This is a genomic window from Aeromonas sp. QDB30 (assembly GCF_027707645.1).
GTDB classification, from domain to species: domain Bacteria; phylum Pseudomonadota; class Gammaproteobacteria; order Enterobacterales; family Aeromonadaceae; genus Aeromonas; species Aeromonas caviae.
Map to the genome: position 1 here is coordinate 1 of NZ_JAPCIY010000057.1, position 16,914 is coordinate 16,914.

Below are 16,914 nucleotides of genomic sequence, written 5' to 3' on the forward strand. Positions count from 1 at the left end.
TGGCATATGGATTTAGGGACTCAGAATACTTTTTTCTGAAAATCAAGGCGGCCTTCCCCGGAAAGCCGCGATGAACCAAAAAAAACGCCCCTGTCGGGGCGCAAAAAGGCATTGTCGTCAGGCGTCGGCCAGTCTGGCGCGACTCAAATTCAGGTAGTGCCAGGCAACGCCGAGCAGCACCAGATCCTTGAAAATGAAAAACTCGGTGACCGGCACTCCGTCGACCAGCTTCCAGACGCCCGGCAGGGTCAGCAGAAAGCTGAGGGTCACGAGGAAGGTCAGGATGGCCCCCAGGCTGCTCCAGTAGCCCAGACGTGGCCGCCACAGGCCGGCAATCAGGCCGCAGGCGATCAGGATCTCGACCAGCCCGATCAGATTGGAGACCGCCTGCTCCGAGAGCACGGCATAGAGCCAGCTCATCAGCGGGTGGCTTGCCACCAGCGGCCGGATGGCCGCCGCCTCGGTCGGCGTGAACTTGAACACGCCGATCCAGAGCAGGGTCAGTACCACCCCCGCGAGGGCGATCAGAAAACCTCGGTCATGACGTTCCATTTCGGCTCCTCTGTCATGGGGTGAGCGTGACGGGCGGAAAGTCGATGTCGGTTTCCGCCAGATGATTGCCGTAGTTGGTCAGGGTATTGATGACCACTTGCCCCAGCACCTCCATCATCAGCTCATCATCCACGCCCGCCGCCCGGGCGGCGGCCAGTTGCGCATCGCTGATGACGCCGCGCTGGGTGACCAGGGCGACCGCCAGCTGCAACAGGGCGTGATCGAGCGGATCCGTCGCCTGAGCGAGACGGGCAGCCCGGATGGCGCCGTCATCGAAACCGGCCCGGCCAGCCAGCAGGGTGTGGGCCGACAGGCAGTACTGGCAGGCGTTGGCCTGACCGATGGCCAGTGCCAGCAGCTCCCGCTGGCGGGCGCTGAGCCGCCCCTTGCCCAGCGCGTCGGCAAAGCCGAGCAGACCGTTGAGCAGGGCCGGTGAGTGGGCCAGGGTTGCGTAGAGGTTGGGGACCATGCCCAGACTGCTTTTAAGGGCGGCGAAGGTGGGGGCGGCTGCCGGTTTGGGCTGCACGACGGCGTGAATGCGACTCATGATGTGCTCCTGTTTGGGTTGGGTACGGGAGACACTATGCCGGTTTTAATGGTACGGTTTATCACCCAGAGTCCATCATTGACTACCAGGCGTCTCAAATATGGATCCACTCTCGATATTGCTGGCCCATGCCGCTCCCCAGGCCAGTCTCTTTTTCGCCGGCAACCTGTGTCAGCACTCTCACAGCAGCGACTATCCCGCCGGCGGCCATCTGCATCTGTTGCGCCGTGGCGAACTGCTGCTGCGCGAAGAGGGGGGTGAACCCCTGTTGCTGACCGAGCCGACCCTGATCCTCTACGCCAGGGGGCAGGCTCACAGGCTCGAACCCCGCCAGTTGGCGGGCTGTGACCTGGTGTGTGCCAGCGTGTCGTTCGGGCCGGCAGGAGACTCACCACTGCAGCTGGCGTTACCGGATACCTTGGTGTTGCCGCTGCAGACGATCCCGGCCATTGCGCCGGTACTGACCCTGCTGTTCGAGGAGGCATTCGTCGAGCGTTACGGTCAGCCGCCGATCCTCTCCCGTCTGCTGGAAGTGCTGCTGATCCTCTTGCTGCGTCATCTGGTGGAACAGGGGCTCTGCCGGCAGGGGATGTTGGCCGGCCTCTCCGACCCGCGGCTGGCTCGGGCCATCGCGGTCATGCATCAGCGCGGGGACGAGCCCTGGACGGTGGCGACCCTGGCGCGGGAGGCGGGCATGTCGCGCGCCCGCTTCGCCGCTCATTTTCAGGCGCTGACCGGGCAGACGCCGCTGGACTATCTGACGCGCTGGCGGATGGTGTTGGCCAGTCAGCAGCTGCTGGCGGGGGAGTCCATTACCCAGGTGGCGTTGGGGGCGGGTTACAGCGGGGGCACCGCCTTCGGGCGGGCGTTCGAGCGGGAGTTTGGCATGAGCCCGGGGCGCTGGCTCAAGGCGCGGCAGCGCGAGTGACCGGGGCCGCGACGGGCTCCGGTGTCATCAGCCGGTGTAGACGGTCTCTTCCGGGTACTTGATGCGGGTTTCGACCGGGCGAGCCAGCATGAAGGCCAGGGTGAGCGGGCCGAGACGGCCGCAGATCATCACCAGCACCAGGATGAGCTTGCCAGGCTCGCTCAGGGTGGCGGTGATGCCGGTGGAGAGCCCCACGGTGGCAAACGCCGAGATGGTCTCGAACATGATCTTGTCGAAGGGCAACTGCTCGGTGAGCATCAGCAGGAACATGGCCAGCATCAGCACCATGGTGCTGACCATGATGATGGCCAGCGATCGGGTCACTATCTGGGACGAGAGGGTGCGGCCAAAGGCGGTGACGTGGGGGCGTTTGGTCAGAAACGCCTTGGTCGCCAGCAGCACCACCGCGAAGGTGGTCACCTTGATACCGCCACCGGTGGAGGTGGCACCCGCCCCGATGAACATCAGCATCATCAGAAACAGCAGGGCTGCCGGGGTCATCAGGCCGATGTCGATGGTGTTGAAACCTGCGGTACGGGCGCTGGCAGACTGGAAGAAGGCCGCCAGCCACTGGCCGCCGAAGGAGACCTTGCCGAGGGTGCCCGGGTTGTTGTGCTCCAGCAGCCAGAACATCAGGGTTCCCAGCAGCAGCAGACCCGGGGTCATGATCAGCATCAGCTTGCTGTGCAGCTTGAGCTTGCGCCAGCGGCGGTTGCGCACCAGATCGACGATGACGGTAAAGCCGATCCCGCCGAGGATCAGCAGACCGGCGATGGTCAGGCTGATGACGGGGTCGTCCCGGTAGTCCATGAGATTGTTGGCAAACAGCGAGAAGCCGGCGTTGTTGAAGGCCGATACCGCGTGGAAGAAGCTGACGTAGAGGCCGCGTTCCCACCCCATCTCGGGTACCCAGCGAATGGCCATCAGAGCGGTGCCGATGAGCTGGGCGATGAAGGCGAACAGCACGATGCGCTTCACCAGCTGGATGATGTTGACCGAGCCCTCCTGGCCCAGCGCCTCCTTGGCCAGCACCTGCTGGCGCAGGCCGACCCGTTTGCTGAACATGGCGATGAGCAGCAGGGTCATGGTCATCTGGCCCAGGCCGCCAATCTCCATCAGCATCAGCAGGAAGATCTGCCCCTGCAGGGTGAAGGCAGTGCCGGTGTCCACCACCCCGAGCCCGGTCACGCTGATGGCCGAGGTGGCGGTGAACAGGGCATTGATGAAGCTCACCTGGCCGTTGTGGCTGGAAGGCTGCACCAGAAACAGGGTGCCGATCAGCAGGATGACCAGAAAACTGCCGAGGATCAGCTTGGCTTCACTCCAGCGCGACTCGTCTTCCCGCTGCAGGGCAAAGGCGTAGCTGCTGCGCCAGCGGGTCATAGGGTTTCCAGCCAGTGGTCGATGGCGTGCTTGTTGCCGGCCAGGATCAGGATGTCACCCAGTTGCAGCTCCATCTTGCCGGTCAGCACGTTGTGCAGGGTTTCGCCACGCTTGATGGCGAGCAATTGGAATTCGCTCTGCTGCAGCAGATGGAAGTCGCTGAGGGCCCGACCGTTCAACTGCAGGCCGATGACAAACTCGGTCAGCACCATGTCGTGACCCAGCTCCAGATAGTCGAACAGCCGGTTATCCAGCATGCTCTGGGCGACCCGACGACCCATGTCCCACTCCGGGTTGATCACCTTGTCGGCACCCACCTTCTGCAGGATCTTGGCGTGGAACTTGTCGCGCGCCTTGACCCAGACCTTCTTCACCCCTGCCTCCTTGAGGACAAGGGTGGTGAGTATGCTGGTCTCGAGGTTGTCACCGATGGCGACGAAGACGATGTCGAAGTCGGCCAGGCCCAGTTCGGCGACGGTGGCCTCGTCGGTGGCATCGGCCACGATGACGTGGTTGCAGAGGGTGGCTATCTGGCGGGTCTTGCTCTCGTCGATGTCGATGGCCAGTACCTCGGCATTCTGGCGCTGCAACTCTTCGCACAAGGCGCTGCCAAACAGGCCCAGGCCGATGACGGCGAATTGATTGTTCATACATGCTTCCTCAGCGGGATGAAGGGGTTACTCTACTCCAGAGCCCTGAGTCCGAAAAGTGTCCGGGTTTTTTGTCCCGGGGGATCTGGGGTAAACTGCGCCCTTGTCCTTGTCGGAACACACAGATGAAACTCACCCCCCACGCCTCCCTGTCGACCCTCAATACTCTGGGCCTGGATGCACACTGCCTCTGGCTGGCCGATGTGACCCGGCCGGATGATCTCGCGCAACTGCGGACCAACCCGGAGTTGGCCACCTTGCCGCGCCTGGTGCTGGGAGGAGGAAGCAACATCCTGTTCTGCGATGACTTTGCCGGTCTGGTGATCCACAACGGCCTGAAAGGGATCACGCTGCACGAGGAGTCCGAGCACTGGCTGCTGCACGTGGCGGCAGGTGAAAACTGGCACGAGCTGGTATGCCACGCCCTGCAACAGGGCTGGCACGGGCTGGAGAACCTGGCACTCATTCCCGGGACGGTCGGGGCGGCCCCGGTACAGAACATCGGTGCCTACGGGGTCGAGCTGGCCAGCGTCTGTGCCTACGTGGAGGCGTTCAACTGGCAGAGTGGCGAGGTTGAGCGCATCGCGGCGGCCGACTGCCGGTTCGGTTACCGTGACAGCATCTTCAAGCACGACTATCAGGACTCCCACTTCATCATCGCCGTCGGTCTGCGCCTGCCCAAGGCATGGCGCCCGGTCGCCGGCTATGGCCCGCTGGCGGCGCTGGGGGATGCCCCTTCGCCACAGGCCATTTTCGACACCGTCTGTGCCACCCGCATGGCCAAGCTGCCGGATCCGGCGGTGCTGGGCAACGCGGGCAGTTTCTTCAAAAACCCTGTGGTGCCCGCCGCCCTGGCCGAGACCCTGAAACAGCAATACCCGCAGATGCCCTGCTACCCTGCGGCAGAAGGGCAGGCCAAGCTGGCGGCTGGCTGGCTCATCGATCAGTGCGGTCTCAAGGGGTTTGCCATCGGTCGTGCCGCCGTGCATCAGGAGCAGGCGCTGGTGCTGGTCAATCTGGGGGGCGCCAGCGCCATGGAGCTCATCGCGCTGGCGGCCCATGTCCGCGACAGCGTGGAGCACCAGTTCGGTGTGGTGCTGGAACACGAGGTGCGCTTCATGGGGCGCAGCGGTGAAACCTGGCTCGATGAGGTACTGGCATGACCCTGACCCCCGTCAGACAGACCCTGATCACCCTGCTGAGCGATGGTCAGTTTCATTCCGGCGAGCAGCTGGGCGAGCGCCTTGGCATCAGCCGGGCTGCGGTGAGCAAGCACATGGCCGCGCTCAAGGATCTGGGGCTGGATCTCTTCAGCCTGACCGGCAAGGGCTATCGGCTGGCGGTGCCCATGGCCCTCTATGACGAGGGGCGGCTGCAGGCAGAGGCACCGATGGCGCCGGTGCACTGCTTCCCTGTCATCGACTCCACCAACCAGTACCTGCTGGAGCGGGTCAATACCCTGAGCTCCGGGGAAAGCTGTCTGGCCGAGTGCCAGACCGCCGGGCGGGGACGTCGTGGCAAACCCTGGGTTTCCCCCTTCGGTTGCCAGCTGATCCTGAGCATGTACTGGCGGCTTGAGCAAGGCATGGCGGCCGCCATGGGACTGAGTCTCGCGGTCGGCGTGGCGGTGGTCGAGGCGCTGGAGTCCCTCGGTTATCCCGGGGTGGCGCTCAAGTGGCCGAACGACCTCTATTACCAGGGCCGCAAGCTGGCGGGCATCCTGGTGGAGATGAGCGGCAGTGCGGGTGCCAGCTGCCATCTGGTGATCGGGGTCGGCCTCAATCTGGCGATGCCGAGTCGGGAGGGGGAGAAGATCGATCAGGCCTGGTCCGAGCTGCGCCATATCCAGCCCGAGCTGGTGGATCGCAACGAGCTGGCCGCCTGCGTGCTGCTGCACCTGCAGCAGGCCATGCAGACCTTCGAACAGACGGGACTGGCGAGTTTCGTCGAGAGCTGGAATCGGCTTGACCACTTCGCCGGCCAGCCGGTGAAGCTGCTGATGGGAGAGCAGGTGATCCGCGGGATTGCCCGGGGGATCGACGAACGCGGAGCCCTGCGTCTGGAGACGGAAGAAGGGCTCAAGCTTTATCTGGGAGGGGAACTCTCCTTGCGGCGGGGGGACTGAACCCATACGCTCATGACGACTGAATGAAAGAGGGGGCCTGCGGGCCCCCTCTTTCATGTATGCACTGCGACAGTGATCACTTGCGCAGCTTGATCTGCTCGATGGCGTGCTCGTTGCCCTTGGTGAGGATGAGGTTGGCCCGCTCCCGGGTCGGCAAGATGTTCTCTTGCAGATTCAGGTAGTTGATATCCTGCCAGATGTTGTTGGCGATCTCGGTCGCCTCGCTCTCGGCCAGCTTGGCGTAGTGGTGGAAATAGGAGTCGGGATCCGAGAAGGCGCCGCTGCGGAATTTGAGAAAACGATCGATGTACCAGGTGCGCAGCAGCTCGGCGTCAGCATCCACATAGATGGAGAAGTCGACGAAGTCCGACACGAACACACGATGGGGGTCCTGGGGATAGTCCATGCCGCTTTGCAGCACATTGAGCCCCTCCAGGATCAGGATGTCCGGCTGCTCCACCACCTTCTTCTCGTCGGGCAGGATGTCATAGATCAGGTGGGAGTACACGGGGGCCTCGACCTTCTCGTGGCCGGCGCGGATATTGGCGACAAACTCCACCAGATGGCGGATGTCATAAGACTCGGGGAACCCCTTGCGACGCATCAGGCCACGGGCTTCCAGCTCCTTGTTGGGAAACAGGAAGCCGTCGGTGGTGACCAGCTCCACCCTGGGGTGCTCCGGCCAGCGCTCCAGCAGTGCCTGAAGGATACGGGCCGTGGTGCTCTTGCCCCCCGCCACGCTGCCGGCGATGCTGATGATATAGGTGCCCTTGCCGCGGGACTGACCGAGAAACTGCTCCAGCACCCGGCTGCGGCGCTGCTTGGCCTTGACGTAGAGATTGAGGAGACGAGAGAGGGGCAGATAGATCTCTTCCACTTCCCGCAATGACACCTTCTCGTTGATCCCGCGCAGGGTCTGCAGATCGTGCTCGGTCAGGGTCAGGGGGACCGCATCGCGCAATAACGCCCATTGTTCGCGGGTGAATTGCAAATAGGGGTTATGCTCTGTCGTCATGGTGTCATCACTGTTTCTTGGGCAGGGCGACCATACACCAAGGGATCGGGAGCGACAAGGGACGCGTCCGGTCGGGACGGAGAAGGAGCGTTTTTTTGCCTGGATCCCGGCATAAATGCACATTTTGCAAGGTGCAATGGTTGCATCCCCAAAATCCTTACCATAAAATGCGCGACGCTTGGATGTCTGTCGTCTATTTGCCCAGCAAAAGCGACAAAAACAACGGGTGCAAGCAGAATTACCGTTGTGGCATTTATGCAACTGGAGGGGTTCCCGAGCGGCCAAAGGGATCAGACTGTAAATCTGACGGCTCTGCCTTCGAAGGTTCGAATCCTTCTCCCTCCACCATATTTCTCTGCGGTTTGAGTTCTTTGGGTTAGAGAAATGCGGGCATCGTATAATGGCTATTACCTCAGCCTTCCAAGCTGATGATGCGGGTTCGATTCCCGCTGCCCGCTCCAAGATGCTGATATGGCTCAGGTAATTCTGAGAGCCACACCTTAGGGTGAGTTCGGCAATCGAACCAGCCTGTCAGCACCAACCTCTCTACTCCCCTTGATTCAAATCCATCATATAAACTGTTCTGTGGTTAGCTTGCCACCGCGTACTCAGCGTTAGTTTAGAGGGACGATCATGTCTAAAGAAAAATTTGAGCGTAATAAACCGCACGTTAACGTGGGTACCATCGGCCACGTTGACCACGGTAAAACCACCCTGACCGCCGCCATCACCAACGTGCTGGCCAAGCACTTCGGTGGTAAAGCTTTCGCCTTCGACCAGATCGACAAGGCACCGGAAGAGCGTGAGCGTGGTATCACCATCAACACCTCCCACGTAGAATACGACACTGCAACCCGCCACTACGCCCACGTAGATTGCCCGGGTCACGCCGACTACGTTAAAAACATGATCACCGGTGCTGCCCAGATGGACGGCGCAATCCTGGTAGTAGCAGCGACTGACGGCCCGATGCCGCAGACTCGTGAGCACATCCTGCTGGGTCGTCAGGTAGGCGTTCCGTACATCATCGTGTTCATGAACAAGTGCGACATGGTAGATGACGAAGAGCTGCTGGAACTGGTCGAGATGGAAGTTCGCGAACTGCTGTCCGAGTACGACTTCCCGGGTGATGACCTGCCGGTAGTCCGTGGTTCCGCACTGAAAGCGCTGGAAGGCGAAGCTCAGTGGGAAGAGAAGATCCTGGAACTGGCTGGCCACCTGGACACCTACATTCCGGAGCCGGAGCGTGCCATTGACCAGCCGTTCCTGATGCCTATCGAAGACGTATTCTCCATCGCAGGCCGTGGTACCGTAGTTACCGGTCGTGTAGAGCGCGGTATCGTCAAGGTTGGTGAAGAAGTGGAAATCGTTGGTATCAAAGATACCACCAAGACCACCTGTACCGGCGTTGAAATGTTCCGCAAACTGCTGGACGAAGGTCGTGCAGGTGAGAACGTTGGCGCACTGCTGCGTGGCGTGAAGCGTGAAGACGTAGAGCGTGGTCAGGTACTGGCCAAGCCGGGCACCATCAAGCCGCACACCAAGTTCGAATCCGAAGTGTACGTGCTGTCCAAAGAAGAAGGTGGTCGTCACACTCCGTTCTTCAAGGGCTACCGTCCGCAGTTCTACTTCCGTACTACCGACGTGACCGGTACCATCGAACTGCCGGAAGGCGTAGAGATGGTAATGCCGGGCGACAACATCAAGATGGTTGTTACCCTGATTGCCCCGATCGCGATGGACGACGGCCTGCGTTTCGCCATCCGTGAAGGTGGCCGTACCGTAGGTGCTGGTGTTGTAGCCAAAGTTATCGCTTAATCTTGGCTTACATAAATAAAGCAAAGCCCCTATAATAGGGGCTTTCTTATGCAGGGGCGTAGTTCGAATTGGTAGAACAGCGGTCTCCAAAACCGATGGTTGCGGGTTCGAGTCCTGCCGCCCCTGCCATATACCTCGTCTCGTACGGGGCTTTTGTGTCTTTGGTTACGTCAGATACAGGTGGGTTGTATGAGTGTTAGTTCTGAGGGTCAGGGCGGAAGCAAGGATACCCTGCTTTGGGGCCTGGTTTTCATCATCCTGGCGGCCGCTGTAGTGGGCAATTACCTGCTGAGCGACGTTATTGCTGCTGTCCGCGCCCTGGGTGTGGTCGTTGTCATCGCCGCTGCCGGTGCAGTGGCCCTGCAAACCACCAAGGGCAAGGCAACACTGGCGTTTGCCCGTGAGTCTCGCCTGGAAGTCCGCAAGGTCGTATGGCCGACCCGTCAGGAAGCCATTCAGACAACCCTGATTGTGCTGGCGGTGACTGCCGTGATGGGGCTGCTGCTGTTCGTGTTGGACGGCGCCTTGGTCTGGTTGGTCAACCTGATTACCGGTGTGTAAGGATAAGCCATGACTGAACAACGTGAACAGCGTATGAGATGGTATGTTGTGCAGGCATTTTCCGGCTACGAAGGCCGTGTTGCCAAATCCCTGCGTGAACATATCAAGATGCATGGCATGGAAGAGCTGTTTGGTGAAGTGCTGGTCCCGACCGAAGAAGTGGTCGAGATGCGTGCTGGCCAGAAGCGCAAGAGTGAGCGCAAATTTTTCCCAGGATACGTCCTGGTCCAGATGGTGATGGATGAAACCACATGGCACCTGGTACGCAATGTACCACGTGTAATGGGTTTCATCGGTGGTACCTCCGATCGCCCTGCTCCTATCTCCGATAAGGAAGCGGATGCCATCCTCAATCGTCTGCAAGATGCCCACGACAAGCCGCGTCCGAAAACCCTGTTTGAACCGGGTGAGATGGTCCGGGTTGCCGATGGTCCGTTCGCCGACTTCAACGGTACCGTTGAAGAGGTGGACTACGAAAAGAGCCGCGTGAAGGTCTCCGTACTGATCTTCGGCCGCTCAACGCCGGTAGAACTGGATTTTGGTCAGGTCGAAAAAGGCTGATTAATCTCTGTACGTTTAACGGTTGTCAGGGGCAGCGATTATCTCTATAATTCGCTGCCCCTTTATTTGTTGGGGAGCCGTTTGCAGGAGCATGTCTCCGAGGCGTTAGAACCCATTTTTGAGGTATTTTTGTAATGGCTAAGAAAGTCACAGCTTATATCAAGCTGCAAGTTAAGGCTGGCAGTGCTAACCCCAGCCCTCCCGTTGGTCCTGCTCTGGGTCAGCACGGTGTGAACATCATGGAATTCTGTAAGGCATTCAACGCCCGTACAGAAAAGCTGGAAAAAGGTTCTCCGACTCCGGTCGTGATCACCGTTTACAGCGACCGTTCCTTCACCTTCGAAACCAAGACTCCGCCCGCTTCCTTCCTGCTGAAGAAAGCCGCTGGTATCCAGTCTGGTTCCGCCAAGCCGAACAAAGACAAGGTTGGTAAGGTGACTGTGGCTCAGCTGCAAGAAATCGCCAAGACCAAAGAGCCGGATATGACTGGTGCCGATCTGGATGCAAAAGTACGTTGCATCGCCGGTTCCGCTCGTTCCATGGGCCTGGTAGTGGAGGAGTAAGACAATGGCTAAACTGTCCAAGCGTATGCGCGTTATTCGCGAAAAAGTTGACGGTACCAAAGAGTACTCCATCAACGAAGCCATTGCCCTGCTGAAAGAACTGGCTACTGCCAAGTTCGTTGAGAGTGTTGACGTTGCCGTTAACCTGGGTATCGATGCTCGTAAATCCGACCAGAACGTACGTGGTGCAACTGTACTGCCGCACGGTACTGGCCGTGACATCCGTGTCGCTGTATTCACCCAGGGTGCCAACGCCGAAGCCGCCAAGGCTGCCGGTGCTGAACTGGTTGGTATGGATGACCTGGCTGAGCTGGTCAAGAAAGGCGAGATGAACTTCGACGTCGTGATCGCATCCCCGGATGCCATGCGCGTTGTTGGTCAACTGGGCCAGATCCTGGGCCCGCGCGGTCTGATGCCGAACCCGAAGGTTGGTACCGTCACTCCGAACGTAGCCGAAGCCGTCAAGAACGCCAAGGCTGGTCAGGTTCGTTACCGTAACGACAAGAACGGTATCATTCATACCACTCTGGGCAAGGTCTCTTTCAACGAAGTTCAGTTGAAAGAGAACCTGGAAGCGCTGCTGGTTGCCTTGAAGAAGGCCAAGCCGTCCTCCGCCAAGGGTGTATTCATCAAGAAAGTCAGCATCTCCACCACCATGGGTGCCGGTGTTGCCGTAGACCAAGCTTCCCTGGAAGCTCAGGCCTAATTGATGGGTTTTACAAGGCGCAAAATTTAATCTATAATTTTGCGCCTTGATTGGTTGGGGGTTTCGACCTCCGTCCAAGACCGCAGGAGGCCGCAAAGCCTTAATTCTTCCTGCGTAGACGGTGCCGGAAACCCAGCGAGAAAGATTCTTTCTCTTCTGGAATCCTGCTACCGCATCGTTCCCCTCTGTTGTAAAGGTAGGGGGGATGTGTCAGTACTGGGTCAACAGACCCGGATTCAATCCAGGAGTTAAGCCAATGGCATTGGGACTCGAAGACAAAAAGGCAATTGTTGCTGAAGTCAACGAAGCTGCCAAAGGCGCTCTTTCTGCAGTTGTAGCCGATTCTCGCGGCGTCACTGTAGACAAGATGACCGTCCTGCGTAAGACCGCTCGTGAAGCTGGTGTGTATATGCGCGTTGTGCGTAACACCCTGCTGCGTCGCGCGGTAGAAGGTACCGAATACGAGTGCCTGAACGACGCATTTACCGGTCCGACCTTGATTGCTTTCTCCAACGAACACCCGGGCGCTGCCGCTCGTCTGTTCAAAGAGTTTGCCAAAGCGAACCAAAAGTTCGAAATCAAGGCTGGCGCTTTTAACGGTGAGTTTATCGCCGCAGCACAAATTGATCGTCTGGCCACGCTGCCGACTTACGAAGAAGCAATTGCGAAGTTGATGGCTACCATGAAGGAAGCCTCTGCTGGCAAGCTGGTTCGTACTATCGCTGCTGTTCGCGACCAGAAACAAGCTGCTGCTTGATTCTCGCCTATCTAGGCTGTTTGAGTTTATTCAACATCAGGAATTTTTGTCATGTCTATCACTAAAGACCAAATCATCGAAGCCGTTGCTTCCATGTCCGTAATGGAAGTTGTTGAGCTGATCGAAGCTATGGAAGAGAAGTTCGGTGTTTCTGCCGCTGCTGCCGTCATGGCTGGCCCGGCTGCTGCTGAAGCAGTAGAAGAGAAGACCGAGTTCGACGTAGTTCTGACTGCTGCTGGCGCCAACAAAGTTGCCGTCATCAAGGCCGTTCGTGGCGCTACCGGTCTGGGCCTGAAAGAAGCCAAGGACCTGGTAGAAGCTGCTCCGACCAATCTGAAAGAAGCCGTGTCCAAGGACGAAGCTGAAGCTCTGAAGAAAGAGCTGGAAGCTGCCGGTGCTTCTGTTGAGATCAAATAATCTGCATTTATGTAGATTAGCCTGATAAAACAGGCTAAGGCTGGTGAATCTTTATTCACCAGCCTTTTTGCGCTGTAGACTGAGAGTATTTCACACCGTTCACGACTCTCGGTGCACCAGCAATCCGGACCGCCTCATCGTCCGGGCCAACACAAAACGGTGTTGAGACAGAGCTGTCCCGTGGGGACAGAGTGGGTCACTTATCAGCGAGCTGAGGAACCCTATGGTTTACTCTTATACCGAAAAAAAACGCATACGTAAGGACTTCGGTAAGCGAGACCAGGTACTGGACACGCCTTATCTGTTGTCCATTCAGCTGGACTCCTTCAAGCAGTTCATCGAGGCTGACCCGGAAGGTGAGTACGGCCTAGAAGCCGCCTTCCGTAGCGTTTTCCCGATCACCAGTTACTCCGGTAGTGCTGAGCTTCAGTATGTCAGCTATCGCCTGGGTGAGCCGGTATTTGACGTAAAAGAATGCCAGATCCGTGGAGTGACCTACTCCGCGCCGCTGCGTGTCAAGCTTCGTATGGTTCTGTACGACCGTGAAGCAGCTGCCGGCACCGTCAAAGACATCAAGGAACAAGAAGTTTACATGGGCGAAATTCCGCTCATGACCGAAAACGGCACCTTTGTCATCAATGGTACCGAGCGGGTCATCGTCTCCCAGCTGCACCGCAGCCCGGGCGTCTTCTTCGACCACGATAAAGGCAAAACACATTCATCCGGTAAGGTGCTTTATAACGCTCGCGTTATCCCCTACCGTGGCTCCTGGCTGGACTTTGAGTTCGATGCGAAAGACAACCTGTTTGTCCGTATCGACCGTCGTCGTAAACTGCCAGCCTCCATTATTCTGCGCGCCCTGGACTTCAGTTCCGAAGAAATCCTGGCCACCTTCTTCGAGACCATCGGTTTCGAAGTCAAGGATGGCAAGTTGATGATGGATCTGGTGCCCGAGCGCCTGCGTGGCGAGACCGCGACCTTCGACATCATTGCCAATGGCGCCGTGGTGGTTGAAACCGGTCGTCGTGTCACTGCCCGTCACATCCGTCAGCTGGAAAAAGACGGCATCACCCAGATCGAGGTGCCGGTAGAGTATGTTGTTGGCAAAGTTGCAGCCAAGAACTACGCGCACCCGCAGACTGGTGAGATGGTTGTCACTGCCAACCAGGCGCTGAGCCTGGAAGCGGTTGCCAACCTGTCTCAAGCCGGCTTCAAGCACTTCGAGGTTCTGTTCACCAACGAACTGGATCACGGTGCCTACATGTCCGAGACCCTGCGTATCGACTCCAGCTCCAGCCGCCTGGAAGCCCTGGTCGAGATCTATCGCATGATGCGTCCGGGCGAGCCGCCCACTCGCGAAGCGGCCGAGCAGCTGTTCGAGAACCTGTTCTTCTCTTCCGAGCGTTACGACCTTTCTACCGTAGGTCGGATGAAGTTCAACCGCCGTTTGGGTCGTGAAGACGAGACTGGCGTTGGCGTGCTGACCAAGGACGATATCGTCGAGGTCATGAAGCGCCTGATCGACATCCGTAACGGTAACGACGAAGTGGACGATATCGACCACCTTGGTAACCGTCGTATTCGTTCCGTCGGTGAAATGGCCGAGAACCAGTTCCGTGTCGGTCTGGTCCGTGTCGAGCGTGCGGTGAAGGAGCGCCTGTCTCTGGGCGATCTGGACACCCTGATGCCGCAGGATCTGATCAACGCCAAGCCGATCTCCGCCGCGGTCAAAGAGTTCTTCGGTTCCAGCCAGCTGTCCCAGTTCATGGACCAGAACAACCCGCTGTCCGAAGTGACCCACAAGCGCCGTATCTCCGCGCTGGGCCCGGGCGGTCTGACCCGTGAGCGTGCCGGTTTCGAAGTTCGAGACGTACACCCGACCCACTACGGTCGTCTGTGCCCCATCGAAACGCCGGAAGGTCCGAACATCGGTCTGATCAACTCGCTGTCCGTGTATTCCCGCACCAATGAGTACGGTTTCCTCGAGACCCCGTACCGCAAGGTGATCGACGGTGTGATCACCGACGAAGTGGATTACCTGTCTGCGATTGAAGAAGGCAAGTACGTGATCGCACAGGCCAACGCCGCGACCACCGAAGATGGCCGTCTGAAAGATGAATTGATCCCGTGCCGTCACAAAGGTGAATCCACCTTTATGAACGCCGACCAGATCCAGTACATGGACGTGAGCCCGCAACAGATCGTCTCTGTGGCAGCGGCCCTGATCCCGTTCCTGGAACACGATGACGCGAACCGCGCATTGATGGGTTCAAACATGCAACGTCAGGCTGTACCGACCCTGCGCGCCGACAAGCCGCTGGTTGGTACCGGTATGGAACGCGCAGTGGCCGTTGACTCCGGTGTGACCGTAGTGGCCAAGCGTGGCGGCATGATCGACTATGTCGATGCCTCCCGTATCGTTATCAAGGTCAACGAAGATGAGCTGCTGCCTGGCGAAGCCGGCATCGACATCTACAGCCTGACCAAATACACCCGTTCCAACCAGAACACCTGTATCAACCAGCGTCCGTGCGTGATGTTGGGTGAGCCGGTGATGGCTGGCGACGTGCTGGCTGACGGCCCGTCCACCGATCTCGGTGAACTGGCGCTGGGTCAGAACCTGCGCGTCGCGTTCATGCCGTGGAACGGTTACAACTTCGAAGACTCGATCCTGGTGAACGAGCGTGTTGTTCAGGAAGATCGCCTGACCACCATTCACATCCAGGAACTGGCCTGTATCTCCCGTGACACCAAGCTGGGTCCGGAAGAGATCACTGCTGACATCCCGAACGTGGGTGAAGCCGCTCTGTCCAAGCTGGACGAGTCCGGTATCGTCTACGTGGGTGCCGAAGTGAAGGGCGGCGACATTCTGGTCGGCAAGGTGACTCCGAAAGGTGAAACCCAGCTGACTCCGGAAGAGAAGCTGCTGCGCGCCATCTTCGGTGAGAAGGCGTCTGACGTGAAGGACTCTTCCCTGCGAGTGCCGAACGGTGTGTACGGTACCGTGGTTGACGTGCAGGTCTTTACCCGCGATGGCGTGGAAAAAGACAAGCGCGCCAAAGAAATCGAAGAGATGCAGCTGAAGGAAGCGAAGAAGGACTTGACCGAAGAGTTCAAGATCCTGGAAGACGGCATTTTCGGCCGTTCCCGCAACCTGCTGCTGGCCGCCGGTTACAGCGAAGATCGTCTGAACAAGCTCGATCGTTCCAAGTGGTTTGAGCTGGCCATCGAAGATGAAGCCAAGCAAATCGAGCTGGAGCAGATCGCTGAACAGCACGTTGAGCTGAAGGCCGAGTTCGACAAGAAATTCGAGAACAAGCGTCGCAAGATCATCCAGGGCGATGACCTGGCGCCGGGCGTACTGAAGATCGTCAAGGTCTATCTGGCCGTCAAGCGTCGCATCCAGCCGGGTGACAAGATGGCGGGCCGTCACGGTAACAAGGGTGTTATCTCCAAGATCTGTCCGGTCGAGGATATGCCCCATGACGAGTACGGCCGTCCGGTCGACATCGTACTGAACCCGCTGGGTGTACCGTCTCGTATGAACATCGGTCAGATCCTCGAAGTGCACCTGGGCCTCGCGGCCAAGGGCATCGGCGAGAAGATCGACCGCATGATCAAAGAACAGCGCGAGCTGCACGAGATGCGCGAGTTCCTGCAACAGGTCTATGACCTGGGCGAGAAGGACTCCCAGCAAGTGAACATTGCCGAGCTGTCTGACGACGACGTGCGTACCCTGGTGGGTAACCTGCGTAAGGGTCTGCCGGTGGCTACACCTGTCTTTGATGGTGCCAAAGAGCGCGAAATCAAAGCCTTGCTGAAGCTGGCCGATCTGCCGGAATCCGGTCAGATCTCCCTGTTCGACGGTCGTACCGGTAACGCCTTCGAGCGCAAGGTCACCGTGGGTTACATGTACATGCTGAAGCTCAACCACCTGGTAGACGACAAGATGCACGCGCGTTCTACCGGTTCCTACAGCCTGGTTACCCAGCAGCCGCTGGGTGGTAAGGCGCAGTTCGGTGGTCAGCGGTTCGGTGAGATGGAAGTGTGGGCCCTGGAGGCTTACGGTGCGGCATATACCCTGCAGGAAATGCTGACCGTCAAGTCTGACGATGTGAACGGCCGTACCAAGATGTACAAGAACATCGTGGATGGCGACCACCGTATGGAGCCGGGCATGCCCGAATCCTTCAACGTATTGCTGAAGGAAATCCGCTCTCTGGGTATCAACATCGAGCTGGACGAAGAGTAAGAGCTCGCTCTTATTGTTCGAGAATTGACGTGGGCGCCCCGCTGTTTCGGCAGCCGGGGCGCCGAGGTTAGACTCCTGA

The 16,914-nt window shown here is 58.7% G+C and carries 16 protein-coding genes and 3 tRNA genes; 14 read left to right on the forward strand and 5 right to left on the reverse strand.

From position 1 onward, the window contains the following. Positions 1 to 117 precede the first annotated feature (117 nt). Complete coding sequence (locus tag PG896_RS15485) at positions 118 to 552, reverse strand: DUF417 family protein (protein ID WP_005306350.1); 435 nt, start codon at positions 550 to 552, stop codon at positions 118 to 120. A 13-nt stretch (positions 553 to 565) separates the two neighbouring features. Continuing rightward, a complete protein-coding gene (locus PG896_RS15490; RefSeq protein WP_054543658.1) occupies positions 566 to 1,099 on the reverse strand; it encodes a carboxymuconolactone decarboxylase family protein in 534 nt (177 codons plus the stop codon). A 100-nt stretch (positions 1,100 to 1,199) separates the two neighbouring features. Between PG896_RS15490 and PG896_RS15495 the strand changes: the two genes are divergently transcribed. Then, positions 1,200 to 2,027 (forward strand): AraC family transcriptional regulator, encoded by an 828-nt coding sequence (locus PG896_RS15495; protein ID WP_017781181.1) that lies wholly within the window; start codon positions 1,200 to 1,202, stop codon positions 2,025 to 2,027. Between the two features lie 27 nt (positions 2,028 to 2,054). Here the strand turns inward: PG896_RS15495 and PG896_RS15500 are convergent, their stop codons facing one another. Together PG896_RS15500 and PG896_RS15505 are read right to left on the reverse strand one after the other, a co-directional pair. After that, positions 2,055 to 3,410, reverse strand: a complete 1,356-nt coding sequence (locus PG896_RS15500) for a TrkH family potassium uptake protein (RefSeq protein WP_005306341.1) — start codon at positions 3,408 to 3,410, stop codon at positions 2,055 to 2,057. Continuing rightward, a complete protein-coding gene (locus PG896_RS15505; protein ID WP_257710122.1) occupies positions 3,407 to 4,060 on the reverse strand; it encodes a potassium channel family protein in 654 nt (217 codons plus the stop codon). Before PG896_RS15505 ends, PG896_RS15500 begins: the two co-directional genes overlap by 4 nt. Before the next feature lie 125 nt (positions 4,061 to 4,185). Here PG896_RS15505 and murB point away from each other — a divergent pair, with 125 nt between their 5' ends. After that, the gene (gene murB / locus PG896_RS15510; protein ID WP_103243871.1) at positions 4,186 to 5,223 is read left to right on the forward strand and encodes a UDP-N-acetylmuramate dehydrogenase; all 1,038 of its coding nucleotides are present in this window, start codon (positions 4,186 to 4,188) and stop codon (positions 5,221 to 5,223) included. Beyond that, positions 5,220 to 6,185: a bifunctional biotin--[acetyl-CoA-carboxylase] ligase/biotin operon repressor BirA gene (gene birA, locus PG896_RS15515; protein WP_042016250.1), complete on the forward strand. Its 966-nt coding sequence runs from the start codon at positions 5,220 to 5,222 to the stop codon at positions 6,183 to 6,185. The genes murB and birA overlap by 4 nt, the downstream gene beginning before the upstream one ends. 76 nt (positions 6,186 to 6,261) lie before the next feature. Here birA and coaA read toward each other — a convergent pair whose 3' ends face one another. After that, positions 6,262 to 7,200: a type I pantothenate kinase gene (coaA, locus tag PG896_RS15520; RefSeq protein WP_029314861.1), complete on the reverse strand. Its 939-nt coding sequence runs from the start codon at positions 7,198 to 7,200 to the stop codon at positions 6,262 to 6,264. A 263-nt stretch (positions 7,201 to 7,463) separates the two neighbouring features. On the opposite strand from coaA, the gene PG896_RS15525 reads away from it, so the two are divergent. From PG896_RS15525 to rpoB, 11 genes are all read left to right on the forward strand, one after another. Beyond that, positions 7,464 to 7,548, forward strand: a tRNA-Tyr gene (locus PG896_RS15525). Between the two features lie 38 nt (positions 7,549 to 7,586). Then, a tRNA-Gly gene (locus PG896_RS15530) sits at positions 7,587 to 7,661 on the forward strand. Between the two features lie 172 nt (positions 7,662 to 7,833). Beyond that, positions 7,834 to 9,018 carry an elongation factor Tu gene (gene tuf, locus PG896_RS15535; protein ID WP_005306325.1) on the forward strand — a complete coding sequence of 395 codons (1,185 nt, stop codon included), beginning with the start codon at positions 7,834 to 7,836 and terminating at the stop codon, positions 9,016 to 9,018. Positions 9,019 to 9,070: 52 nt separating this feature from the next. Then, positions 9,071 to 9,147 (forward strand) — tRNA-Trp (locus tag PG896_RS15540). A 60-nt stretch (positions 9,148 to 9,207) separates the two neighbouring features. After that, the gene (gene secE / locus PG896_RS15545) at positions 9,208 to 9,579 is read left to right on the forward strand and encodes a preprotein translocase subunit SecE (RefSeq protein WP_010675960.1); all 372 of its coding nucleotides are present in this window, start codon (positions 9,208 to 9,210) and stop codon (positions 9,577 to 9,579) included. Between the two features lie 9 nt (positions 9,580 to 9,588). Next, positions 9,589 to 10,140, forward strand: coding sequence for a transcription termination/antitermination protein NusG (gene nusG, locus PG896_RS15550; protein ID WP_010675959.1), 552 nt, complete (start codon positions 9,589 to 9,591; stop codon positions 10,138 to 10,140). Between the two features lie 134 nt (positions 10,141 to 10,274). Then, on the forward strand, positions 10,275 to 10,703 hold the full coding sequence (gene rplK / locus PG896_RS15555; RefSeq protein WP_005306313.1) for a 50S ribosomal protein L11: 429 nt from the start codon (positions 10,275 to 10,277) through the stop codon (positions 10,701 to 10,703). A 4-nt stretch (positions 10,704 to 10,707) separates the two neighbouring features. Then, on the forward strand, positions 10,708 to 11,409 hold the full coding sequence (gene rplA, locus PG896_RS15560) for a 50S ribosomal protein L1 (RefSeq protein WP_010675958.1): 702 nt from the start codon (positions 10,708 to 10,710) through the stop codon (positions 11,407 to 11,409). 256 nt (positions 11,410 to 11,665) lie between these two features. Beyond that, complete coding sequence (rplJ, locus tag PG896_RS15565; RefSeq protein WP_005339895.1) at positions 11,666 to 12,166, forward strand: 50S ribosomal protein L10; 501 nt, start codon at positions 11,666 to 11,668, stop codon at positions 12,164 to 12,166. 51 nt (positions 12,167 to 12,217) lie between these two features. Further along, positions 12,218 to 12,583: a 50S ribosomal protein L7/L12 gene (gene rplL / locus PG896_RS15570; protein ID WP_010675957.1), complete on the forward strand. Its 366-nt coding sequence runs from the start codon at positions 12,218 to 12,220 to the stop codon at positions 12,581 to 12,583. A 223-nt stretch (positions 12,584 to 12,806) separates the two neighbouring features. Continuing rightward, on the forward strand, positions 12,807 to 16,835 hold the full coding sequence (gene rpoB, locus PG896_RS15575; RefSeq protein WP_010675956.1) for a DNA-directed RNA polymerase subunit beta: 4,029 nt from the start codon (positions 12,807 to 12,809) through the stop codon (positions 16,833 to 16,835). Positions 16,836 to 16,914 lie beyond the last annotated feature (79 nt).

Excerpts from the sequence above, each read along its gene's own strand:
- PG896_RS15485 (WP_005306350.1), bottom strand. The coding sequence starts at position 552 with ATGGAACGTCATGACCGAGGTTTTCTGATCGCCCTCGCGGGGGTGGTA.
- PG896_RS15490 (WP_054543658.1), bottom strand. The coding sequence starts at position 1,099 with ATGAGTCGCATTCACGCCGTCGTGCAGCCCAAACCGGCAGCCGCCCCC.
- PG896_RS15495 (WP_017781181.1), top strand. The coding sequence starts at position 1,200 with ATGGATCCACTCTCGATATTGCTGGCCCATGCCGCTCCCCAGGCCAGT.
- PG896_RS15500 (WP_005306341.1), bottom strand. The coding sequence starts at position 3,410 with ATGACCCGCTGGCGCAGCAGCTACGCCTTTGCCCTGCAGCGGGAAGAC.
- PG896_RS15505 (WP_257710122.1), bottom strand. The coding sequence starts at position 4,060 with ATGAACAATCAATTCGCCGTCATCGGCCTGGGCCTGTTTGGCAGCGCC.
- murB (WP_103243871.1), top strand. The coding sequence starts at position 4,186 with ATGAAACTCACCCCCCACGCCTCCCTGTCGACCCTCAATACTCTGGGC.
- birA (WP_042016250.1), top strand. The coding sequence starts at position 5,220 with ATGACCCTGACCCCCGTCAGACAGACCCTGATCACCCTGCTGAGCGAT.
- coaA (WP_029314861.1), bottom strand. The coding sequence starts at position 7,200 with ATGACGACAGAGCATAACCCCTATTTGCAATTCACCCGCGAACAATGG.
- tuf (WP_005306325.1), top strand. The coding sequence starts at position 7,834 with ATGTCTAAAGAAAAATTTGAGCGTAATAAACCGCACGTTAACGTGGGT.
- secE (WP_010675960.1), top strand. The coding sequence starts at position 9,208 with ATGAGTGTTAGTTCTGAGGGTCAGGGCGGAAGCAAGGATACCCTGCTT.
- nusG (WP_010675959.1), top strand. The coding sequence starts at position 9,589 with ATGACTGAACAACGTGAACAGCGTATGAGATGGTATGTTGTGCAGGCA.
- rplK (WP_005306313.1), top strand. The coding sequence starts at position 10,275 with ATGGCTAAGAAAGTCACAGCTTATATCAAGCTGCAAGTTAAGGCTGGC.
- rplA (WP_010675958.1), top strand. The coding sequence starts at position 10,708 with ATGGCTAAACTGTCCAAGCGTATGCGCGTTATTCGCGAAAAAGTTGAC.
- rplJ (WP_005339895.1), top strand. The coding sequence starts at position 11,666 with ATGGCATTGGGACTCGAAGACAAAAAGGCAATTGTTGCTGAAGTCAAC.
- rplL (WP_010675957.1), top strand. The coding sequence starts at position 12,218 with ATGTCTATCACTAAAGACCAAATCATCGAAGCCGTTGCTTCCATGTCC.
- rpoB (WP_010675956.1), top strand. The coding sequence starts at position 12,807 with ATGGTTTACTCTTATACCGAAAAAAAACGCATACGTAAGGACTTCGGT.